The organism is Microbispora sp. NPDC088329, from assembly GCF_040685655.1.
Taxonomy (GTDB): domain Bacteria; phylum Actinomycetota; class Actinomycetes; order Streptosporangiales; family Streptosporangiaceae; genus Microbispora.
The window spans coordinates 62811-78127 of the sequence record NZ_JBFBIP010000016.1 but is presented as its reverse complement, the minus strand read 5'-3'; the positions used below and the strand labels follow the sequence as shown (position 1 = coordinate 78127).

Here is a 15317-nt window from a genome sequence, read left to right as displayed (position 1 = left end):
ATGTAAACGACAGGATCACGCGGCGGGGGTGGGGAGGTGGGCGAGCAGGGCGGCGCGGAACTCCTCGGGCCTGTCGATCTGCGGCCCGTGGCCTGCGCCCTCGATGACCACCTCACGGTAGGCGCCGTAGCGCTCTAGGGCGGCCCGCGTCTGGGTCACCATGGGCTGGGCGGGGGTGCCGTCCCAGCCGGGTACGGCGCCGATCGCACCCAGGTGAGCGAGGTCGAACAGCGAGCCGTCCGAGACGATCACGTCCTGGTCGCCCCTGATCCACAGGATGGGCGGCTTCGGGTCGATCTCGTGCAGGTCGTCGATCCTGAAGTTGGTCGGCGCGATCGTGTTGAGCACGCCGCGCTTGCCCGGGGCGATGTTCGGCCAGGCGTCCGAGGGAAGGGAGTCGCCCGGGTAGTGGTCGTCGCCGATCCGGGTGGACAGCATCGACTCCACGTACGCGTCCTCCTCCTCGCCCAGGTCCGTGCCGGGGGCGACGTACGTGGCGCGCAGCACGTTCCGGGGCGAGACGGGCGAGTCGGCCGACCGGTCGCCCGCCCGCAGAGCCGCCACGAAGTCGGGGTTGGCCGCGCCGCCGCCGGAGCCGACGCCGTCGGGGCTCGTGAGCACCCCGTCCGGGCCGACGGTGCCGCCGAAGCCGTACGGCGAGACGGGGTTGACCAGCGTCGCGGTCAGGACCGCCGTGGGCCTGTCGCGCATGGCCTGCATGACCACCCCGCCGCCGAGGCTCCAGCCCACCAGGTGCGCCGGGCCCAGCACGTCGAGCAGGGCCAGCACGTCGTCGGAGTAGTCGCGCACACCCCGGCTCGCGTCCACCGGTTCGGGGTCGGAGTCGCCGAAGCCGCGCAGGTCGACGGCGTACGGCCGGAAGCCCGCCGCGGCGACCGCGGTCATCGTCGGGCGCCAGAACGCGCTGGAGGAGACGTTGCCGTGCACGAACAGCACCGGATCACCCGACGAGCCGGGCACCGACAGGACGTTGAGGGTCAGGCGGGGCGTGCCGACGCGCTCGGCCGATATGGGCAGGGTCATGGTGTCGCTCCCAGTGTGCAGGTGTTTTCGAGGTCGCCCGTGGCCGGGCGAGGCAGGGTGGCGCTCGGAGGCGGTGGCGTGCCCCTGCCGAGCCACGTCTCCAGCGCGGTGAACGCGCTGCGGAAGCAGGGCAGCAAGGGCCGCAGGCGGTCGGGGAAGGCCGGGTAGAGGCTGTCGACGTGGGTGCCGTCCTCGACGCGGTAGTAGCGCAGCAGCCGGTCGCGGTGCCGGTCGGCGATCATCCTGGCGTATACGTCGGAATCCTCGCGGATCGGCAGCAACGCGTCCAGAGTGCCGTGCACGATGACCAGTGGCCGCTTGATCTTCCCGGTGAGGCTCACCCGCGCCATCGCCTGCTTCACGGAGGCGGGCCTGGAGGCGTAGTCGTAATCGGTGTCGCAGCCGGGCGTGCCGGAGGCGCAGAACGGCGTGCCCGCCTCGGTGTCGCCATCGTAGGCCGGGTCGAACTCCTCACGGAAGACGCGCTGGGTGAAGTCCCAGTAGTACTGGTAGTGGAACGGCCACAGGAAGTCGGACTCGGGGGCGAAGCCCGCCGCCGCGACCCCGGCCGCGTCGCCCTTCGCGTACGCGCGCAGCGCCTTCGGCAGGAACGTCAGCAGGTTGGGTCCTTCGGCGGTGAACAGCGTGCCCTCCCAGTCGACGCCGCCGTCGAACAGGTCGGGGCGGTTCTCGAGCTGCCAGCGGACCAGGTAGCCGCCGTTCGACTGGCCGGCCGCGATCGTCGTGCGGGCCGGCCTGCCGTACCGCTGCCGGACGACGGCCTTGGCGGCGGCCGCGAGCTCGCTCACCCGGTGGTTCCACTCGGCCACCGCGTCCCCGGGACGTACGCCGTCCCGGTAGAAGTCGACGCCGGTGTTGCCCTTGTCGGTCGCGGCGTACGCGTAGCCCTTGGCCAGCGCCCAGTCGGAGATCGTGAAGTCGTTGGCGTACGTCTCCCGGTTGCCGGGCGACCCGGCGACGACGAGGCCGCCGTTCCACCGTTCGGGCAGGCGGATGACGAACTGGGAGTCGTGGTTCCAGCCGTGGTTGGTGTCGCCGGTGGAGGTGTCGGGGAAGTAGCCGTCGATCTGCACGCCCGGCACGCCGCTCGGGTTGACGGCGCCGGGGGAGCTGAGACCCGACCAGTCCGACTGGTCGGTGTGCCCGGAGGCCGACGTGCCCTTCGTGGTGAGGTCGCCGAGGCAGGCGATCACCTGCTTCTCCGCTCCCGGGACTCGCACCTGCGGGCAGGCGGCGGCCTGGGCGGGGAGCGCCGCGGCCAGGGGGAGGGCCACCGCCAGGGCGGCCAGGACACCGAAACGCCTGCGCATCAGGCCTCCTTCACGATCGCGGCGGTGCGGGCGGCGCCCGGGGCCGGTTCGACGGCGGACAGGTCGCGGTCGCGGGTCTCCCTGGAGGCGATCACCGCGATCATCGTGAGGATCGCCGCCGCCACCACGTAGACGGAGACCGGCACGCTCGAGCCGTACGCGTCGAGCAGGGCGACCGCGATCAGCGGGGCGACGCCGCCGGCCGCGATCGAGGCGAGCTGGTAGCCGATCGACACGCCCGAGTAACGCATGCGAGTGGCGAACAGCTCGGAGAAGAACGCCGCCTGCGGGCCGTACATCGCGCCGTGCAGCAGCAGGCCGACCGTCACGGCCACGGTGACCAGGGCGAAGTTCCTGGTGTCGATCAGCGGGAAGAACGCGAAGGCCCACAGGCCGACGCCCGCCGCGCCGAGAAGGTAGACCGGCCTGCGGCCGAGCCGGTCCGACAGCGCGCCCCACAGCGGGATCGTGACGAAGTGGACCGCCGAGCCGATCAGCACGGCGTTGAGCACGGTGCCCTTGGGCAGACCCGCGGCCGTCGTGCCGTACACGAGGACGAACGCGGTGATCACGTAGTAGGAGACGTTCTCGCCCATCCGGGCGCCCATCGCCACCAGGACATCGCGCCAGTGGTGGCGCAGGACGCCCACGATGGGGGTCTTCGGCGCGGGCTCCCGCCGCTCCAGCGCCTCCTGGAACACCGGCGACTCGGCGACCGTCAGCCTGATCCACAGGCCGATCAGCACGAGCACGCCGGACAGCAGGAACGCGATCCGCCAGCCCCAGGCGAGGAACGCGTCGTCGGGCTGCACCGCGGCCAGCAGCGCCAGCACACCGGTGGCGATCAGGTTGCCACCGGGAGCGCCGGCCTGCGGCCAGGACGCCCAGAACCCGCGGTTGCGGGGGTCGCCGTGCTCGGAGACCAGCAGCACCGCGCCACCCCACTCGCCGCCGAGCGCGAAGCCCTGCACCAGGCGGAGCGCGGTCAGCAGCAGGGGCGCGCCGGCGCCGAGGGCGGCGTACGTCGGCAGGAGGCCGATCAGGAACGTCGATCCGCCCATCATGAGCAGGCTGATCACGAGCAGTCGTTTGCGGCCGAGCCGGTCGCCGTAGTGGCCGAAGATCAGCCCGCCGAGGGGCCGGGCGACGAAGCCGACGGCGTAGGTGAGGAACGCCAGCAGGGTGCCGGTCAGCTCGTCCTCGGTGGGGAAGAACAGCTTGTTGAAGACCAGGGCGGCGGCCGAGCCGTACAGGAAGAAGTCGTACCACTCGATCGTGGTGCCGATCAGGCTGGCCCCGACGACCTTGCCGATCCGGGCAGGTGGGGTGTTTGCCATGGGAACTCCTCCGATGGGGGGTTCCGCCACGGTATGCAGTGACCGAGGTCACTCCTATGGGGCGTCGCCACACACCTCAGGCGTCCGGCATGTGGGTGCGCAGCCGGTGCAGCCGCAGGGCGAGCTGGATCTCCAGGGCGCGCTCGGGCTCCTGCCAGTCCGCGCCGAGCAGCTGCCCCACCCGGTCGAGTCGCTGGGTCACCGTGTTGACGTGGATGTGCAGGGCCTCGGCCGTACGCGACAGCGAGCCGCCCGTGCCGAAATAGGCGTGCAGCGTCTTGACCAGGGCCGTTCCCCGGCGCGCGTCGTAGTCGAGCACCGGCCCGAGCGCGCCGGACAGGAAGCCGGACACCTCGCGCCGCTCACCCACCAGCAGGCCGACGAAGCCCAGTTCCTCGGCGCTCGCGCCATCGCCCGTACGGCCGAGCGCGACCAGCGCCCCGGCGCAACGCCGGGCCTCGGCGTAGGCCGCGGCGACCGCCGTCACCGGCCCCGAGGCCGGCGCGGCCCCGGCCGTCGCCGGGCGGCCCAGCGAGGCGCTCAGCTCGGCCGCGACGCGGCGGGCCAGCGCGCCGGGCCGCTCGCCGGGCAGCAGCAGCACGACCTCGTCGCCCCGGGCGGTGGCCAGGCCGTGCGCCAGCGTCGCCTGCGACGAGGCCCAGAAGGCGGCCCGCTCCCGCTGCCCGTCGTGCCGTGCCACGACCAGCACGTGCGGCGCGTCGAGGTCGACCCCGAGACGGCGGGCCCGGTCGTGCAGCCCGCGCAGCTCCGGGCGGGAGACCAGGTCGTCGAGCAGCTCGCCGCGCACCCGCCCCTCCGCCTCGGCGACGCTGCGGCGAAACAGCAGCAGCAGCGCGGTGACGATCGCGGCCCGCTCCAGGATCCGCTGGTCGGTGTCGGACACCGGGCGGTCGGTCCGCAGGACCAGCGTGCACAGCGGCGCCGCCCCGACGTCCACCGACGCGACGTACGCGTCGCCCCGCTTGACCGTGCGGCCGAGGGCCCGCGAGGACCGGGCGGCGTCGAACACGCCCGCCTCCAGGTCGCCGGACTCGCCCACGAGGGGGCGGCCCTCGTCGTCGAGCACGGTCAGGCGGCCGCCCAGCACCTCGGTGACGACCGCCGCGACGTCCTCCACCCCGCCTCCGCGCAGCACGAGGCCGGTCATCCGGTCGTGCGCGTCCGCGGCCCGCTCGATCGACTCGCTGTGCGCCCTGATCAGCGTGTTGGCCTCGCTCAGCTCGGCCAGCGCCGCCCGGGTCTCCTGCAGCAGCCGGGCGGTGTCGATGGCGACCGCGGCGTGCGCCGCCAGCGAGCACAGCAGCGCCACCTCCTCCTGCGCGAACGGCCTGGCGCCGCGGTTGGCCGCGAACAGCACGCCGATGACCTGCGTGCCGAGCCGCAGCGGCACCCCGAGGATCGCCACCAGGCCCTCCTCGTGGACGGCCACGTCGATCGTGTTCGTGTGCCGGAACCTCGGGTCGGCGAAGTAGTCCGCCGTGTTGTACGGCGTGCCGCTCTGCGCGACCAGCCCGCCGAGCCCGGCGCCCATCGGCAGCCGCAGCCGCCGGAAGCTGGCCGAGATCGACCCGTCGGTCACCCGCATGTAGGTGTCGCCGCGCTCGGGGTCGTTCAGCGTCATGTACGCGATGTCGGTCGCGAGCAGCTGCCTGGCCCGGCGCACGATGGCCTCCAGCACCGCGTCGAGGTCGCGCAGCCCGGCCAGGTCGCTCGCGGTGTCGAACAGCGCCGACAGCTCCGCCTCCCGCCTGGCCCGCCGGCGCAGCACGGCCCGCACCCGCAGCGCGGCGACCTTGGCCCGCTCCAGCTCCTCCAGGGTCGCGGCGTCGGCTCCCGCCGCCCTGGCCTGCAGGATCGGGCCCTCGAACTCGACCGCCGACGCCTCACGGGCGAGCAGGTCGAGGTAGGCGTACGCGCTGTTCTGGTCCGGAGCGGTCGGGGTCAGCGCGCGCTCCATCCTCCGTCGACGGGGATCGAGGCGCCGGTGACGAACGATCCCTGGGGCCCGCACAGGTAGGCGACCATCTCGGCCACCTCGTCCGGCTCGATCAGCCGCTTGATCGCCGCGGGGGCGAGCATGATCTGCTCGACGACCTCGTCCTCGCTGATGCCGTGCGTCCGCGCCTGGTCGGCGATCTGGTTCTCCACCAGCGGCGTGCGCACGTACGCCGGGTTGACGCAGTTGGAGGTGACCCCGTGCGGCGCCCCTTCGAGGGCGATCACCTTCGACAGGCCTTCCAGCGCGTGCTTCGCCGTCACGTAGGCCGACTTGAACGGCGAGGCGCGCAGGCCGTGCACCGAGGAGATGTTGACGATCCGGCCCCAGCCGCGCTCGTACATGCCGGGCAGCACGGCCCGCACGAGCAGGAACGGTGCCTCGACCATCACCCGCATGATCGCGCTGAAGATCTCGGGCGGGAACTCCTCGATCGGGGCCACGTGCTGGAAGCCCGCGTTGTTCACCACGATGTCGGCCTGCAGGCGGGTGTCCGGCGAGGGCGGGAGCTGGCCGCGCCAGGCCACCAGGAACTCCGGATCGGACAGGTCGACGGCCACCGGCGTGCCGCCGATCTCGGCGGCCACCTTGCCCGCGGCCTCGGCGTTGACGTCGGCGACGACGACGTGCGCGCCCTCGGCGGCAAGCCGCCGGGCGCACGCCCGGCCGATGCCGCTCCCCGCGCCGGTGACGAGTGCGGTACGCCCTTCAAGGCTCATGCTGTCTCACGATAGGAACCGAGCCCTTCCGGGCACATGGCGACCGGCGACATAGATGCCCGCCTTCCTATGTGGGGCGGGTCATGGACAGCACGTCCAGCGCCCGGTCGAGTTGCTCCTCGGTCAGCGTGCCGTTCGCCACGTGACCGCGCTCGATGACGACCTCCCGGATCGTCTTGCGCTCCTTCAGCGCCTGTTTGGCGATCTTCGCGGCCTCCTCGTACCCCACATATCGGTTGAGCGGGGTGACGATCGACGGCGACGACTCGGCGTACTCGCGCAGGCGCTCCACGTTCGCCGTGATCCCGCCGACGCACCGGTCGGCGAGCAGCCGCGACACGCCGGCCAGCAGCCGGATCGACTCCAGCACGTTGCGGGCCATCACCGGCAGCATCACGTTGAGCTCGAACGCGCCGGAGGCCCCGGCCATCGTGACCGTGGCGTCGTTGCCCACGACCTGGGCGGCCACCATGGTCACGGCCTCGGGGATCACGGGGTTGACCTTGCCCGGCATGATCGACGAACCGGGCTGGAGGTCCGGGAGGTTGATCTCACCCAGCCCGGCGCGCGGGCCCGACCCCATCCACCGCAGGTCGTTGGCGATCTTGTTGAGCGAGACGGCGATCACCTTGAGCATGCCCGACAGCTCGACCAGCCCGTCGCGCGCGCCCTGCGCCTCGAAGTGGTCCCTGGCCTCGGTGAACGGCAGGCCCGTGACGCGGCTCAGCTCGGCGATCACGGACTGCGCCCAGCCGGGGGCGGGCACGTTCACCCCGGTGCCCACGGCCGTGCCGCCCAGCGGCAGCTCGGCCAGACGCGGCAGCGAGGCCTGCAGCCGTTCGAGCGCCAGCTCGATCTGCGTGGAGTAGCCGCCGAACTCCTGCCCGAGTGTGACCGGCGTCGCGTCCATGAGGTGGGTGCGGCCCGACTTCACCACGTCGGCGAACTCGGTGGCCTTCTCCTCCAGCGTGGTCGCCAGGTGCTCCAGCGCGGGCGTCAGCTCGTGCACCACCGCGTACGTCGCCGCGACGTGGATGGAGGACGGGAAGACGTCGTTGGACGACTGGGCGGCGTTGACGTGGTCGTTCGGGTGGACGGGCCGGCCGAGCCGCTCCTGTGCGAGCGTGGCGACCACCTCGTTCATGTTCATGTTGGACGAGGTGCCCGACCCGGTCTGGAAGACGTCCACCGGGAACTGGTCGTCCCATTTCCCCTCGGCGACCTCGCTCGCGGCCTCCTGGATCGCCTGCGCCATGTCCTTGTCGATCACGCCGTACTCGGCGTTGACCTTGGCGCAGGCGGCCTTGATCCGGGCGAGCGCCGCGATGTGCGCGGGCTCGAGCCCCCGGCCCGAGACCGGGAAGTTCTCCACCGCGCGCTGCGTCTGGGCCCGCCACTTGGCCCGGGAGGGCACCCGGACCTCGCCCATGGAGTCGTGCTCGATGCGGAATTCGTCCATGCCTCAGTCCTTCGGGTCTTCCTACGGCTCGTTCCTGCCCGGATGCGCGCCCCCTGAACGAGGATCTTCGGACGTGCCGGCCCCCGCGTCACACGGCCGCCGCCACGGCGGCGGCGACGAAGAGCACTTGAAGGGCCGTGCGGGCGGGCAACGGGGTCACCGGTTTCCCGGCCAGGGTGAGACCGCGGCGGGCCGCCGAGACGTTGGCCGGGAACATGGCGATCATGAGCAGGGCCAGCCCGATCGCCGCGTACGGCGCGACCGGCGGCGACAGCAGCCCGGCGGCGCCGGCCAGTTCCAGGACTCCGGTGACGGTGACCAGCAGGGCCGGGTGCGGGAACGCCCGCGGGATCATCGCGACGAAGTCGCGGCGCCACGAGGGCAGGAAATGCGGCACGCCGGTGACGACGAACATCAGGGCGAGAGCCCCCCGCAGAGCCGGTTGCCAGGCGTCCAGGGCGTCGAGCCCGACCAGGCCGATGAGCCGCAGGACGACGAAGCCGCCCGTGAGGGCGATGAACGGAGCCATCCCGTCCTCCAATCTTGTCAATGGAAAGATTGAAGGAACGCCGCCATCTTGTCAATGTCAAGATAGGGTGAGATCGGCACAGCGGCACCGGAACGCGGAGGTGAGGCAGATCAGCCAGCCGTCCTATCACCACGGCAACCTGAGGCGGGCCATCGTCGACGCCGCCCTCCAGGCCATCGCCGAATCCGGCCCGGCCGGATGGAGCCTGCGCGAGCTGGCCCGCCGCGCGGGCGTCTCACACGCCGCCCCCGCCCACCACTTCGGCGACAAGCAAGGCCTGCTGACGGCCGTGGCCGCCGAGGGCTTCGCCATGTTCGCCGACGCTCTGGAGGCCGCCGCCGACGACGTATGGGAGGTCGGCGTCGCCTACATCCGCTTCGGCATCGACCATCGGCCCTACTTCGAAGTGATGTTCCGGCCCGAGCTCTACCGCACCGACGATCCGAGCGTCCGGACCGGGCGCGAGCGCGCCGCCGGGATGCTCGTCACCAGCACCCGCTGGCTGTCGCCCGGCCCGGAACACGACCGGATGACCACGATGGCGGCTTGGTCGCTGGTCCACGGCTTCACCAGCCTGTGGCTGAGCGGCGCCCTGCCGGAAAGCGCCGACGGCGATCCGGAAGCGCTCGCCCGGTCGATGATCCGCCTGGTTCTCGGCGCCATGCGGACAGGATCAGGCGGCCGGGGGCTCGCGCCGGGCTGAAGCGGCGGCAGGCGCCCGGCGCACCGTCACCTGGCGAAGATGAAGACGCCCAGGAGGATCAGCGCGAGGACGGCGACGAGCACGATCCCCATCGTCACGAGCACCCGGGCCTGCGTCTTGGCGTCCGGACCGTCGGGGCCGCGCATCGCGAACAGGTCCGTGCCCAGGCTGGGCGGACGTGGGGCGCCACCGCCGGGACCTCCCGGGGCGTACGGGCCGGGACCCGCCGGGGGGTACGGCCCGGGCGGCGCGGGGTTCCGGCCGCCAGGGTGCGGAGCACCGGGAGGCGCGGTGTGCGGAGCACCGGGGGGCGCGGTGTGCGGGCCGCCGGGTATTCCGGCGGAAGGCGCCGGCGTGGCGGGCGCGGGGCGGTCGCCGGCGTGAGGGCCGCCCGGTGCGGCCGCGGGGCCGCGGCCCGGCGCTCCGCCCGCCGGCGGAGGCTGGGCGGCACCGCCACGCGGACCGGGCGCTCGTGGTGCGGGCTGTTCTCCCGGCCGGGCGGGCGGGGGAGGCAGGCGCGGGCCGCTCTGCGGGCGGGGGACGACCAGCGTGCGGTTGGCGTCGTCCTCGTCGTCCCGGGTCGCGCTGCCCCCGGCGGCTCGGGCTCCGGCCGCTCCGGTGGCCGGGGCGCCGCCGCGAGACGGGCCGCCGTGGGGTGGGCCGCCGTGGGGTGGGCCGGCGGGGGACGGGGAGGCGTGGGGTGGGGCGGCGGAGCCGTACCCGCCGGGGCGCGCCTTCATATCGCCCATGTCGCCCGGCCCCGCCGCGGGCACGGCGGGAATGGAGCCCGTGGGGGTGTCGGCGATCACGCGCAGCATCGCGGCGGCCCGTTCGGGCGTGATGCGCGCGGTGTGGTCCTTCTCCAGCAGCCCGTCGAGGACCGGCCGCAGCGGTCCGGCCTGCGTGGGCGGGTCGGCCCTCTCCGTCATCAGCGCGGCCAGCGTCTCGCCCACGGTCGCCCGTTCGTACGCCGGGCGTCCCTCGACGGCGAAGTACAGCGTCGCGCCGAGCGACCACAGGTCGGACTCGGGACCGGTGTGGTCGCCCCTGGCCCGCTCCGGGGCGGTGTAGCCCGGCGAGCCGATCACCATGCCGGTCTGGGTGAGCGCGTTGTCGCCCAGCGCCTTGGCGATGCCGAAGTCGGTCAGGACCACCCTGCCGGTCTCGGTCAGCAGCACGTTGGCCGGCTTGACATCCCGGTGCAGGATGTCCTGGGCGTGGGCCGCGCGCAGCGCGCCGAGCAGGTCGTAGCCGATCTCCGCCACCAGACGCGGCGGCAGCGGCCCCTCCTGGTCGATCACCTGTTCCAGGGAACGCCCCTCGACGAGCTCCATGATGATCCACGGGATGCCGTCGTGGACGATCACGTCGTGGATGGTGGCGACGGAGGGATGGCTGACACGCGCCGCCATGCGGCCCTCGCGCATCATGCGTTCGCGCAGCTCCTGCTGTTGCCGAGAGCTGAGCGAGGAGTCCTGACGGATCTCCTTGACCGCGACCTCCCGGCCGAGCGACTGGTCGTACGCCCGCCAGACGGTGCCCATGGTTCCCCGGCCGATGCGGGTGCGCAGCTCGTAGCGGTCGGCGAGCAGCGGCGGGTGCTGTTCCGGCATATCTAGAAAGATAGCGATCCCGTCTTGTAAATCGCTTTCCGGTTACTTGATGAAGATTCTGGGCCAATACCGGCGTGGGAGCAGAATCTTGATCATCTTTGCCACGTGCCGCATCATGGGGATGCGCACGACGTGGTAGAGAGTGGGCTCCGGCGGCTTCCGGTGCAGGCCCTCACTCGGCCGCCGCCGCTGGGACGGCACGGCCGGCATCTCCCGGGAGTCCCGGAAGTCGCGCGAGGTGCCGTGGTGGGGACCGGACTGCCCGTACTGTCCTCCGTACTGCCCGTACTGTCCTCCGTACTGCGGCTGCGGGCCGCTGTGTAGCCCACTGTGTGGACCACTGTGTGAGCCGCTGTACGGCCCGCTGTGCCGCAGGTGACCGCTCTGGCCGAACTGTCCGTAGTGTCCGGACTGCCCGTGCGGGCCGTACGTGTTGGGTGTCTGCGGCCCCCTCGGCTGCCCGCTCTGCGGATACGGCTGGCCGTAGTCGCCGGGCCGGTACAGCTGGCCGTACGGGCCCGACTGCCGGTGGGCCCCCGAGTCGCGGTCGCGCGGGGTCACCTTGGGCGTGGGCCGCGACTCGGCCCGGTGCTGCCCTCGCTGGCCGCGCTGCGGCGGCTTGCGGGTGTCCGGGGCCGTGGGCTGCGGGGCGGTCGGCGGCGGCGTGGGCCGACCGGCCCGGAACGGGGAGGCGAACGGGTCCTCGGCCATGCCTCCGGCGGCGATCCTGGACAGCGCGTGGGCGGCGCGGACGCTGTCGAGCCTGGCTGCGGGGTCGATCTGGAGCAGGCCGCGAAGGACCGGGGCGAGCGGGCCCGCCTTCTCCATGGGAATCGGGGCGCCGCTGGTCAGCGCCGCGAGCGCGGCCGCCGCCGTACGGCGCCCGTGCAGGCCGCGGCCCTCGACGGCGGTGTAGAGGGTCGCGCCCAGCGACCACAGGTCGGCCGCCGGGCTCGCCTTGTCGCCGAGGATGCGTTCAGGGGCGATGTACCCGGCGGAGCCCAGCACGATCCCGGCCTGGGTGATGGAGGCGTCGCCCTCCAGGGCGGCCAGCCCGAAGTCGGTCAGCACCGCCCGGTCGTCGTCGGTCACCAGCACGTTGCTGGGCTTCACGTCCCGGTGCAGGATGCCCTTGCCGTGGACGGCCCGCAGCGCGCCGAGCACCTGCCGTCCGATGTCGGCCACCCGGCGCGGCGGCAGCGGGCCCTCCTGGCGGATGAGCTCCTCCAGAGACCGCGCCCTGAGCAGCTCCATCACGATCCACGGGCGGTCGTCCTCGGTGATGACGTCGAAGACCGTGATCACCGCGGGGTGGGCGACCATGGCGGTCGCCCTGCCCTCGCGTTCGGTGCGCGCGCACAGCTCCGCACGCAGGTCCTCGTCCAGGACCAGCGGGAGGCGCACCTCCTTGACGGCCACCTCGCGGTCGAGCAGCTCGTCACGCGCGCGCCACACAGTGCCCATCCCGCCGCGCCCGACCGGCTCGATCAGCCGATAGCGCGCGGCTAACAGGTATCCGGACGGCGCACGCATGGGTGGCAGCTTACCGATTTGTACACTGCGACCTGTAGAGACCATGCCGGGAAATTGTTGAGATCTTCTGTCAAAGATCCTGACAACACCCCTGCAGATTCAGCGGCGTCCGATGGTAAGGACGGGACCGGTCGTGTCGGCGAAGAAGTCGTCTCCCTTGTCGTCGACGACGATGAAAGCGGGGAAGTCCACGACCTCGATCTTCCACACCGCCTCCATGCCCAGCTCCGGATATTCCAGGACCTCGACCTTCTTGATGCAGTCCTGGGCCAGCCGGGCCGCCGGGCCGCCGATCGATCCGAGGTAGAAGCCGCCGTATTTCTGGCACGCCTCGGTGACCTGCTTGGACCGGTTGCCCTTGGCCAGCATGACCATCGAGCCGCCCGCCGCCTGGAAGCGCTCCACGTAGGAGTCCATCCGTCCGGCCGTGGTGGGCCCGAAGGAGCCGGACGCGTATCCCTCGGGGGTCTTGGCGGGGCCGGCGTAGTAGACCGCGTGGTCCTTCATGTACTGCGGCATGTCCTCGCCGGCGTCGAGCCGTTCGGCGATCTTGGCGTGGGCGATGTCGCGGGCCACGACGAGCGGGCCGGTGAGCGACAGGCGGGTCCTGACCGGATACCTGCTCAGCTCGGCCAGGATCTCCGGCATCGGGCGGTTGAGGTCGATGCTCACCACGTCGCCGCCGAGGTGCTCGTCGGTCGTGTCCGGAAGGAACCGGGCGGGATCGGTCTCCAGCTGTTCGAGGAAGACGCCCTCCGGCGTGATCTTCGCCAGCGCCTGCCGGTCCGCGCTGCAGCTCACCGCGATCGCGACCGGGCAGGACGCGCCGTGCCTCGGCAGGCGGATGACCCGCACGTCGTGGCAGAAGTACTTGCCGCCGAACTGCGCCCCGATGCCCAGCTTCTGGGTCAGCTCGAAGACCTTCTTCTCCATCTCCAGGTCGCGGAAGCCGTGCCCGCTCGCCGAGCCCTCGGTGGGGATCGAGTCGAGGTAGCGGGCCGAGGCGTACTTCGCGGTCTTCAGGGCGTACTCCGCGCTGGTGCCGCCCACGACGATCGCCAGATGGTACGGCGGGCAGGCGGCGGTGCCGAGCGAGCGGATCTTCTCCTCGAGGAAGGCGAGCATCCGCTTCTCGTTGAGCACCGCCTTGGTCTCCTGGTAGAGGAACGACTTGTTGGCCGAGCCGCCGCCCTTGGCCATGAACAGGAACTTGTACTCGTCCGGGTGGCCGTTCGGGTCCTCGGCGTACAGTTCGATCTGGGCGGGCAGGTTGGAGCCGGTGTTCTTCTCGTCCCACATGGTCAGCGGCGCCATCTGGGAGTAGCGCAGGTTGAGCCTGGTGTAGGCGTCGTACACGCCGCGGCTGAGGTGCTCGGCGTCGCGGCCGTCGGTCAGCACGTGCCGGCCGCGCTTGCCCATGACGATCGCGGTCCCGGTGTCCTGGCACATCGGCAGCACGCCGCCGGCCGAGATGCTCGCGTTCTTGAGCAGGTCGAGGGCGACGAAGCGGTCGTTGCCGCTCGACTCGGGGTCGTCGACGATCTTGCGGAGCTGGGCCAGGTGGGACGCCCGCAGATAGTGCGAGATGTCGTGGATCGCGGTCTCGGTGAGCAGCCTCAGGGCCTCCGGCTCGACCTCCAGGAACCTGCGCCCGGCGGCCTCGGTGACCCGCACCCCCTCGCTGGTGATCAGGCGGTACTCCGTCTCGTCCGGTCCAAGCGGGAGCAGGTCGGTGTAGTCGAACTCCGGCATCGTCCTCGGTTCCTCGTGGTCTGCCTGGTCGGGCGCGCCCGCCGACCGGGCCGCCCATGGTCTTTGCACAGCGTACGGCGCGCGAGCCGCGGTCATGATGTCCGGGCTATGAGTAGGTTTTGAATAACTTCATACTGAACATTCGGCCTTAAAGCGGGATAATTGAGACAGAGGACAAAGAGGGGAGGGGCCATGGACGGCGGACTGTGGGTCATGGTCGTCTTCGCGATCGGCATTCTCGTGGCCCTTGCGGTGTCGCTGCTGACGATCGTGTTGCGGCAGGTCAAGGACGGCGACATCCTCTGGTGGACCCCTCCCGGCGCGGGGCGGCCCTCCGGTGAGTGGCCGCCGCCGAGCGAGGCTGCGGACCAGGTCAGGGCATCTCGCCAGCCGCAACCCGAACCGGCAGACGAGGCGAGGGCGAGCGGAGGCCGAGGGCGATCCCGCTGATCACGAGGACCGCTCCCGCCAGGTCGGCGGCGGAGGGGACGGCGACCCCCAGAAGGGCGGCCGTGGCGAGCGCGCCGACGGGGATCATCCCGGCGAACAGCCCGGCCCGGTCCGCGCCCAGGCGGGGCAGCGAGCGGTACCACAGGAAGAACGCCACGGTCGTCACCACCAGGGCGAGGTAGGCGAGGCCGCCCGCCTCCGCGGCCGTCGGCACGCGCAGCACGTGACGGCCGTCCAGGGCGACGCCGGCGACCAGCAGGAACGGCACCGCCAGCGCGGACGTCCAGGCCGACAGCCTGAGGGAGCCGATCAGCGGCAGGAGCGGCAGGGCCAGCAACGAGAAGCACAGTTCGCAGACCAGGGCGCCCAGCGACCACAGCAGTCCGGCGATGTTGCCGCTGCCTGCGCCGGTCGCCAGCGATGCTCCGGCGACCACCACCAGCCCCGCGGCCACCACGCGTGGGGACGGCCGGGCCCCGGTGGCGATCGGGCCCACGAGGGCGAGCGCCAGCGGCACGGTGCCGAGGACGATGCCGGGCAGCGCCGGCCCGGCCGCGCGGGTCGCCTCGACCACGCAGACGTTGAACAGCACGAGTCCCGTCAGCGACAGCGCGGCGAGCAGCGCCCATTGGCGCGGCCGGAGTCGTACGAGCCCGAGGCCGCGTGCCCGGGCGACGACGAGCAGGATCACGGCGGCGAGGGCGTAGCGGAGCGCCTGACCCCCGTAGACCGGGTAGTCCGCGATGACGCCGGAGACCGCCGCCAAGGTCCCCACGAGGAACATCGCGCCCGCCGCTCCGGTCACATGAGTGTTCATGTCAGGTGATGCT

General features: G+C 72.2%; 12 protein-coding genes. 1 reads left to right on the top strand and 11 read right to left on the bottom strand.

All coding sequences use genetic code 11. The features are described 5' to 3' along the window. Positions 1 to 15: 15 nt before the first annotated feature. From AB0O28_RS26750 to AB0O28_RS26720, 7 genes are all read right to left on the bottom strand, one after another. Positions 16 to 1044 (bottom strand): alpha/beta hydrolase, encoded by a 1029-nt coding sequence (locus tag AB0O28_RS26750; protein ID WP_363644712.1) that lies wholly within the window; start codon positions 1042 to 1044, stop codon positions 16 to 18. Then, the gene (locus AB0O28_RS26745; protein ID WP_363644710.1) at positions 1041 to 2375 is read right to left on the bottom strand and encodes a 3-hydroxybutyrate oligomer hydrolase family protein; all 1335 of its coding nucleotides are present in this window, start codon (positions 2373 to 2375) and stop codon (positions 1041 to 1043) included. The genes AB0O28_RS26750 and AB0O28_RS26745 overlap by 4 nt, the downstream gene beginning before the upstream one ends. Further along, positions 2375 to 3712, bottom strand: coding sequence for an MFS transporter (locus AB0O28_RS26740; protein ID WP_363644708.1), 1338 nt, complete (start codon positions 3710 to 3712; stop codon positions 2375 to 2377). Before AB0O28_RS26740 ends, AB0O28_RS26745 begins: the two co-directional genes overlap by 1 nt. 76 nt (positions 3713 to 3788) lie before the next feature. Then, complete coding sequence (locus tag AB0O28_RS26735) at positions 3789 to 5690, bottom strand: helix-turn-helix domain-containing protein (protein ID WP_363644706.1); 1902 nt, start codon at positions 5688 to 5690, stop codon at positions 3789 to 3791. Beyond that, positions 5675 to 6448 carry a 3-hydroxybutyrate dehydrogenase gene (locus tag AB0O28_RS26730; RefSeq protein WP_363644704.1) on the bottom strand — a complete coding sequence of 258 codons (774 nt, stop codon included), beginning with the start codon at positions 6446 to 6448 and terminating at the stop codon, positions 5675 to 5677. The genes AB0O28_RS26735 and AB0O28_RS26730 overlap by 16 nt, the downstream gene beginning before the upstream one ends. 67 nt (positions 6449 to 6515) lie before the next feature. Continuing rightward, positions 6516 to 7907, bottom strand: coding sequence for a class II fumarate hydratase (locus AB0O28_RS26725; protein ID WP_363644702.1), 1392 nt, complete (start codon positions 7905 to 7907; stop codon positions 6516 to 6518). Positions 7908 to 7995: 88 nt separating this feature from the next. Next, positions 7996 to 8436 carry a DoxX family protein gene (locus tag AB0O28_RS26720; RefSeq protein WP_363644700.1) on the bottom strand — a complete coding sequence of 147 codons (441 nt, stop codon included), beginning with the start codon at positions 8434 to 8436 and terminating at the stop codon, positions 7996 to 7998. A gap of 100 nt (positions 8437 to 8536) precedes the next feature. Between AB0O28_RS26720 and AB0O28_RS26715 the strand changes: the two genes are divergently transcribed. After that, a complete protein-coding gene (locus tag AB0O28_RS26715; RefSeq protein WP_363644698.1) occupies positions 8537 to 9139 on the top strand; it encodes a TetR/AcrR family transcriptional regulator in 603 nt (200 codons plus the stop codon). A gap of 26 nt (positions 9140 to 9165) precedes the next feature. Here AB0O28_RS26715 and AB0O28_RS26710 read toward each other — a convergent pair whose 3' ends face one another. The 4 genes from AB0O28_RS26710 to AB0O28_RS26695 form a co-directional block, all read right to left on the bottom strand. Continuing rightward, on the bottom strand, positions 9166 to 10752 hold the full coding sequence (locus AB0O28_RS26710) for a serine/threonine-protein kinase (RefSeq protein ID WP_363644696.1): 1587 nt from the start codon (positions 10750 to 10752) through the stop codon (positions 9166 to 9168). A gap of 42 nt (positions 10753 to 10794) precedes the next feature. Next, positions 10795 to 12285: a protein kinase gene (locus tag AB0O28_RS26705; RefSeq protein ID WP_363644695.1), complete on the bottom strand. Its 1491-nt coding sequence runs from the start codon at positions 12283 to 12285 to the stop codon at positions 10795 to 10797. Positions 12286 to 12384: 99 nt separating this feature from the next. After that, entirely contained in the window at positions 12385 to 14037 is a 1653-nt protein-coding gene (locus AB0O28_RS26700) for a fumarate hydratase (RefSeq protein ID WP_363644936.1), read from the bottom strand. A gap of 373 nt (positions 14038 to 14410) precedes the next feature. After that, entirely contained in the window at positions 14411 to 15304 is an 894-nt protein-coding gene (locus tag AB0O28_RS26695) for a DMT family transporter (protein WP_363644693.1), read from the bottom strand. Positions 15305 to 15317 lie beyond the last annotated feature (13 nt).